Raw genomic sequence first — 6281 nt, forward strand, 5'->3', positions numbered from 1 at the left:
CGGGACGAGAGGACGCTGTTTCGCGGGCTGTCGTTCACCGTGGACGCCGGGGAGTGGGTGCAGGTCACCGGCGGCAACGGCGCCGGAAAAACCACCCTGCTGCGCCTGCTGACCGGGCTGGCGCGCCCGGACGGCGGGGAGGTGTACTGGCAGGGCGAGCCCCTGCGCCGCGTGCGCGACAGCTTCCATCGCAGCCTGCTGTGGATAGGGCACCAGCCGGGGATTAAATCCCGCCTGACGGCGCGGGAGAACCTGCACTTTTTCCACCCCGGCGACGGCGCGCGTCTCCCGGAGGCGCTGGCGCAGGCCGGGCTGGCGGGATTTGAGGACGTGCCGGTCGCCCGGCTCTCGGCCGGGCAGCAGCGCCGGGTGGCGCTGGCCCGCCTGTGGCTGACCCGCGCCGCGCTGTGGGTGCTCGACGAGCCGTTCACCGCCATTGACGTTAACGGCGTGGCGCGCCTCACCCGGCGGATGGCGGCGCACACGGCGCAGGGCGGGATGGTCATTCTCACCACCCACCAGCCGCTGCCGGGGGCCGCGGACACCGTCCGCCGCCTGGCGCTGACCGGCGGGGGGGCCGGGCTGTGATGTGGCGTGTCTTCTGTCTCGAGCTGCGCGTGGCGTTCCGCCACGGCGCGGACATCGCCGGCCCGCTGTGGTTCTTCCTGATGGTCATCACCCTGTTTCCGTTAAGCGTCGGGCCGCAGCCGCAGCTGCTGGCGCGTATCGCGCCGGGCATCATCCAGGTGGCGGCGCTGCTGGCCTCGCTGCTGGCGCTGGAGCGGCTGTTTCGCGACGACCTGCAGGACGGCAGCCTGGAGCAGCTGATGCTGCTGCCGGTGCCGCTGCCGGCGGTGGTGCTGGCGAAGGTGCTGGCCCACTGGGCGGTGACCGGCCTGCCGCTGATTATGCTCTCCCCGCTGGTGGCGCTGCTGCTGGGGATGGACGTGTACGGCTGGAAAATCATGGCGCTGACGCTGCTGCTCGGCACGCCGGCGCTGGGGTTTCTCGCCGCGCCGGGCGTCGCGCTGACGGCCGGCCTGCGGCGCGGCGGCGTCCTGCTGGGCATTCTGGTGCTGCCGCTGAGTGTCCCGGTGCTGATTTTCGCCACCGCGGCGATGGACGCGGCATCGATGCATTTACCCGTTGACGGCTATCTGGCGGTGCTGGGGGCGCTGCTGGCGGGCAGCGCGACGTTAAGCCCGTTCGCCACCGCGGCGGCGCTGCGCATCAGTACGCAGTAGCGCCCCGGCACGACGGACATTTTACTGGTTTCAGGAGGTCAGGTGACGACTATGTGGAAAACCCTTCATCAGCTGGCGGCGCCGCCCCGGCTGTATCAGATTTGCGGCAGGCTCGTGCCGTGGCTGGCGGCGGCCGGCATCATCGCGCTGGCCACCGGCTGGGTCCGGGGCTTTGGTTTCGCCCCGGCGGACTACCAGCAGGGGGAGGGCTACCGCATTATGTACCTGCATGTCCCGGCGGCCATCTGGTCGATGGGTATCTATGCGGCGATGGCGGTGGCGGCGTTCACCGGGCTGGTCTGGCAGATGAAAATGGCCAGCCTTGCCGTCGCGGCGATGGCGCCGGTGGGGGCGGTGTACACCTTCATCGCGCTGGTCACCGGCGCGGCGTGGGGCAAACCGATGTGGGGCACCTGGTGGGTGTGGGACGCGCGCCTGACCTCGGAGCTGGTGCTGCTGTTTCTCTACGCCGGGGTCATCGCCCTGTGGCACGCCTTTGACGACCGTAAAATGGCCGGGCGCGCGGCGGGCATTCTGGTGCTGGTCGGCGTGGTGAACCTGCCGGTTATCCACTATTCCGTCGAGTGGTGGAACACCCTGCACCAGGGCTCGACGCGGATGCAGCAGAGTATCGACCCGGCGATGCGCTCGCCGCTGCGCTGGGCCATCGCCGGCTTCCTGCTGCTCTTTATGACGCTGTCGCTGATGCGGATGCGCAACCTGATTTTACTGATGGAAAAACGCCGCCCGTGGGTGAGCGAACTGATACTGAAAAGGGGGCACCGGTGAGTCCGGCATTTTCATCGTGGAGCGATTTTTTCGCCATGGGCGGGTACGCCTTTTTTGTCTGGCTGGCGGTGGCGATGACCGTGGCGCCGCTGGCGCTGCTGGCGCTGCACACGGTGCTGCAGCGCCGGGCCATTCTGCGCGGCGTGGCGCAGCAGCGGGCGCGCGAGGCGCGGATGCGTGCCGCACAGGCGCAACAGGAGGCCGCGTGAACCTGCGACGTAAAAACCGGCTATGGGTGGTCTGCGCGGTGCTGGCGGGCCTGGCGCTGACCACCGCCCTGGTCCTGTACGCGCTGCGCGCGAATATCGACCTGTTCTATACCCCCGGCGAAATCCTCTACGGCAAGCGCGAGACGCAGCAGCTGCCGGCGGTGGGCCAGCGCCTGCGCGTCGGCGGGATGGTGATGCCCGGCAGCGTCAGGCGCGACCCGGACTCGCTGAAGGTGAACTTCAGCCTCTACGACGCCGAAGGGTCGGTGACGGTGAGCTATGAGGGGATACTGCCGGACCTGTTCCGCGAGGGACAGGGGGTGGTGGTGCAGGGCACCCTGGAGAAGGGCAGCCACGTCCTGGCGCACGAGGTGCTGGCCAAGCATGACGAGAACTACACCCCGCCGGAAGTGGAAAAGGCGATGCAGGAAAACCACCGCCGCCCGCAACGCGCTGATAAGGACACTTCATCATGATGCCTGAATACGGCCACGCACTGCTGTGCCTGGCGCTCGGCGTGGCGCTGCTGCTGTCCGTTTACCCGCTGTGGGGCGTGGCGCGCGGCGACGCGCGGATGATGGCGTCGGCCGGGGTGTTCGCCTGGCTGCTGTTTATCTGCGTGGCGGGCGCGTTTTTCGTGCTGGTGCACGCCTTTGTGGTTAACGACTTCACCGTGGCCTATGTCGCCGGCAACTCGAACACGCAGCTGCCGGTGTGGTACCGGGTGGCCGCCACCTGGGGGGCGCACGAGGGCTCGCTGCTGCTGTGGGTGCTGCTGATGAGCGGCTGGACCCTGGCGGTGGCGGTGTTCAGCCGGCGGGTGCCGGCGGATATCGTCGCCCGGGTGCTGGCGGTGATGGGGATGGTCTGCGCCGGTTTTCTGGCGTTCATCCTGTTCACCTCCGGCCCGTTCGCCCGCACGCTGCCGGCCTTTCCGGTGGAGGGGCGCGACCTGAACCCGCTGCTGCAGGACCCGGGGCTGATTTTCCACCCGCCGCTGCTGTACATGGGCTATGTCGGCTTCTCGGTGGCCTTCGCCTTCGCCATCGCCGCGCTGCTGAGCGGGCGTCTGGACAGCGCGTTCACCCGTTTTGCCCGCCCGTGGACGCTGGCGGCGTGGGTGTTCCTGACGCTGGGCATTGTGCTCGGCTCGGCGTGGGCCTACTACGAGCTGGGCTGGGGCGGCTGGTGGTTCTGGGACCCGGTGGAGAACGCCTCCTTTATGCCGTGGCTGGCGGGCACCGCCCTGCTGCACTCGCTGGCGGTCACCGAACAGCGCGCCGGCTTTAAGGCGTGGACGCTGCTGCTGTCCATCTGCGCCTTCTCGCTGTGCCTGCTGGGCACCTTCCTGGTGCGCTCCGGGGTGCTGGTGTCGGTGCACGCCTTCGCCTCCGACCCGGCGCGCGGGATGTTTATCCTCGCCTTTATGGTGCTGGTCACCGGCGGCTCGCTGCTGCTGTTCGCCGTGCGCGGGCACAGGGTGCGTTCGCGGGTGAACAACGCGCTGTGGTCGCGCGAGTCGCTGCTGCTCGGCAACAACGTCCTGCTGATGGCCGCCATGCTGGTGGTGCTGCTGGGCACCCTGCTGCCGCTGGTGCACAAACAGCTGGGGCTGGGCAGCATTTCGGTGGGGGAGCCGTTCTTTAACACCATGTTCACCTGGCTGATGGTCCCCTTTGCCCTGCTGCTGGGGGTGGGGCCGCTGGTGCGCTGGGGCCGGGACCGGCCGCGTAACATCAGGACGCTGCTGCTCACCGCCCTGGTCTCCACCCTGGTGCTGTCGGTACTTTTGCCATGGCTGCTGGAAGATAGAATCATCGCCATGACGGCGGTGGGGATGGCGATGGCCTGCTGGATTGCGGTGCTGGCGGTGGCCGAAGCCGTACAGCGCGTGTCCCGCGGCACGAAAACCTCTCTCAGCTACTGGGGAATGGTGGCGGCGCACCTCGGGCTGGCGGTGACGATTACCGGTATCGCCTTCAGCCAGAATTACAGCGTGGAGCGTGACGTGCGGATGCGGGCGGGCGACAGCGTGACCATTCACGACTACCGCTTCACCTTCCGGGAGGTGCGGGACATCACCGGCCCCAACTACCGCGGCGGGGTGGCCCTCATCGGGGTGACGCGCCACGGCGAGCCGGAGGCGGTGCTGCACGCGGAGAAACGGCTCTACAACACCAGCCGGATGGTGATGACCGAGGCGGCGATTGACGGCGGGCTGACCCGCGACCTGTACGCCGCGCTCGGGGAGGAGCTGGACAACGGCGCGTGGGCCGTGCGCCTGTACTACAAACCGTTTGTCCGCTGGATATGGGCCGGGGGACTGCTGATGGCGCTGGGCGGGCTACTGTGCCTGGCGGATCCGCGCTACCGCCGCCGTAAACCATTGCCGGAGGCCGGATGAAACGCAACGTACTGTTATTACCGCTGCTGATTTTTCTGCTGATTGCCGCGGCGCTGCTGTGGCAGCTGGCGCGCAACGCTGAGGGGGATGACCCGACGAATCTCGAATCGGCGCTGACCGGGAAGCCGGTGCCGGCGTTTCGCCTGGAATCGCTGGAGACGCCGGGTCAGTACTATGAGGCGGAGGTGCTGACGCAGGGGAAACCGGTGCTGCTTAACGTCTGGGCCACCTGGTGCCCGACCTGCCGCGCCGAGCATCAGTACCTGAACCAGCTTTCTGCGCAGGGTATCCGGGTGGTGGGGCTGAACTATAAGGACGACCGGGCGAAGGCGGTGGCCTGGTTAAAAGAACTGGGCAACCCGTATGCGCTGAGTTTATCGGACAGCGACGGGATGCTGGGGCTGGACCTGGGCGTGTACGGCGCGCCGGAAACCTTCCTCATCGACGGCAGGGGGATTATCCGCTACCGCCATGCGGGCGATTTGAATGCCCGGGTATGGGAAAGTGAACTGAAACCGCTGTGGGACAGATACAGCCGGGAGGCGGCGCAATGAGACTGTTACCGGGCATGGTGATGCTGATGCTGGCGCTGGTTATCGCCGGGTCAGCGCGGGCGACCACCGACGTGATGCCGTTTAAAGATGAAGCGCAGGAGCAGCAGTTCCGCCAGCTCACGGAGCAGCTGCGCTGCCCGAAATGCCAGAACAACAGCATTGCGGACTCGAACGCGATGATAGCCACCGACATGCGCCGCAGGGTGTATGACCTGATGCAGGAGGGGAAGAGCCGCCAGGAAATCATCGATTACATGGTGGCGCGCTACGGCAACTTTGTCACCTACGACCCGCCGCTGACCCCACTGACGGTGCTGCTGTGGGTGCTGCCGCTGGCCGCCATCGTGGCGGGCGGGTGGATAATCGTCGCCCGGACGCGCCGGCGGGTGCGCCTGCGCCGGGAGCCGCTGCCGGCGGACACCCCGGTTTACGGCGCGCGCGCCGGGTGGGGCGTTTACGTTCCGGGCGTGGTTATGGCGCTGGTCGTGGCCGCCATCAGTTACTCACAGACCGGCAGCTATCCGCAGGTGAGGGCCTGGCAGCAGGCGACGGCGCAGACGCCCGGGCTGCTGGCGCGGGCGCTGGACCCGCAGGCGCAGCCGCTGAATGAGGAGGAGATGGCGCGGCTGGCGCTGGGGCTGCGCACCCGCCTGCAGAATGATGCCGGCAATGTTGAGGGCTGGCTCATGCTGGGGCGCACCGGTATGGTACTGGGTAATGCCGGTACCGCCACCGGAGCGTATGCGAACGCCTACCGCCTGGACCCGAAAAACCGCGATGCGGCGCTGGGCTACGCGGAGGCGCTGACGCGCTCGTCCGACCCGGAGGATAACCGCCGTGGCGGGGAGCTGCTGCGCCGGCTGGTGAGCCGCGACCACACGGATATCCGGGTGTTAAGCCTGTATGCGTTCAGCGCCTTTGAGCAGCAGCGCTTTGGCGAGGCGGTGGCGGCCTGGGAGATGATGCTGAAGCTGCTGCCGGCGGGTGACGCCCGGCGGGCGGTGATAGAGCGCAGTATCCGGCTGGCGCAGGAGAAATAAGACCCTGACGGCCCGGTGGCGTGGCGCCATCGGGCCTGGCT

8 protein-coding genes are annotated in these 6281 nt (G+C 67.9%); all 8 read left to right on the forward strand.

Features of this window, described 5'->3' with window-relative positions:
• A partial coding sequence (ccmA, locus tag NA197_RS23180) for a cytochrome c biogenesis heme-transporting ATPase CcmA (RefSeq protein WP_139379262.1) occupies positions 1-588 on the forward strand: 588 nt, incomplete at its 5' end.
• Positions 585-1244 (forward strand): heme exporter protein CcmB, encoded by a 660-nt coding sequence (gene ccmB / locus NA197_RS23185; RefSeq protein WP_000990030.1) that lies wholly within the window; start codon positions 585-587, stop codon positions 1242-1244. The genes ccmA and ccmB, both read left to right, overlap by 4 nt.
• A 51-nt stretch (positions 1245-1295) precedes the next feature.
• Positions 1296-2033, forward strand: coding sequence for a heme ABC transporter permease (locus NA197_RS23190; RefSeq protein WP_017442047.1), 738 nt, complete (start codon positions 1296-1298; stop codon positions 2031-2033).
• Positions 2030-2242 (forward strand): heme exporter protein CcmD, encoded by a 213-nt coding sequence (ccmD, locus tag NA197_RS23195; protein WP_000074110.1) that lies wholly within the window; start codon positions 2030-2032, stop codon positions 2240-2242. The genes NA197_RS23190 and ccmD overlap by 4 nt, the downstream gene beginning before the upstream one ends.
• The gene (gene ccmE, locus NA197_RS23200; protein ID WP_001053609.1) at positions 2239-2718 is read left to right on the forward strand and encodes a cytochrome c maturation protein CcmE; all 480 of its coding nucleotides are present in this window, start codon (positions 2239-2241) and stop codon (positions 2716-2718) included. Before ccmD ends, ccmE begins: the two co-directional genes overlap by 4 nt.
• Positions 2715-4646: a heme lyase CcmF/NrfE family subunit gene (locus tag NA197_RS23205; RefSeq protein WP_023234533.1), complete on the forward strand. Its 1932-nt coding sequence runs from the start codon at positions 2715-2717 to the stop codon at positions 4644-4646. Before ccmE ends, NA197_RS23205 begins: the two co-directional genes overlap by 4 nt.
• Positions 4643-5200, forward strand: coding sequence for a thiol:disulfide interchange protein DsbE (dsbE, locus tag NA197_RS23210; RefSeq protein ID WP_000828285.1), 558 nt, complete (start codon positions 4643-4645; stop codon positions 5198-5200). The genes NA197_RS23205 and dsbE overlap by 4 nt, the downstream gene beginning before the upstream one ends.
• Entirely contained in the window at positions 5197-6240 is a 1044-nt protein-coding gene (locus tag NA197_RS23215; RefSeq protein ID WP_064043496.1) for a cytochrome c-type biogenesis protein CcmH, read from the forward strand. Before dsbE ends, NA197_RS23215 begins: the two co-directional genes overlap by 4 nt.
• Positions 6241-6281: the final 41 nt, after the last annotated feature.

Source organism: Salmonella sp. NW884, from assembly GCF_051700745.1.
Lineage (GTDB): Bacteria > Pseudomonadota > Gammaproteobacteria > Enterobacterales > Enterobacteriaceae > Salmonella > Salmonella enterica.

Excerpts from the sequence above, each read along its gene's own strand:
- dsbE (WP_000828285.1), top strand. The coding sequence starts at position 4,643 with ATGAAACGCAACGTACTGTTATTACCGCTGCTGATTTTTCTGCTGATT.
- NA197_RS23190 (WP_017442047.1), top strand. The coding sequence starts at position 1,296 with ATGTGGAAAACCCTTCATCAGCTGGCGGCGCCGCCCCGGCTGTATCAG.
- NA197_RS23215 (WP_064043496.1), top strand. The coding sequence starts at position 5,197 with ATGAGACTGTTACCGGGCATGGTGATGCTGATGCTGGCGCTGGTTATC.
- NA197_RS23205 (WP_023234533.1), top strand. The coding sequence starts at position 2,715 with ATGATGCCTGAATACGGCCACGCACTGCTGTGCCTGGCGCTCGGCGTG.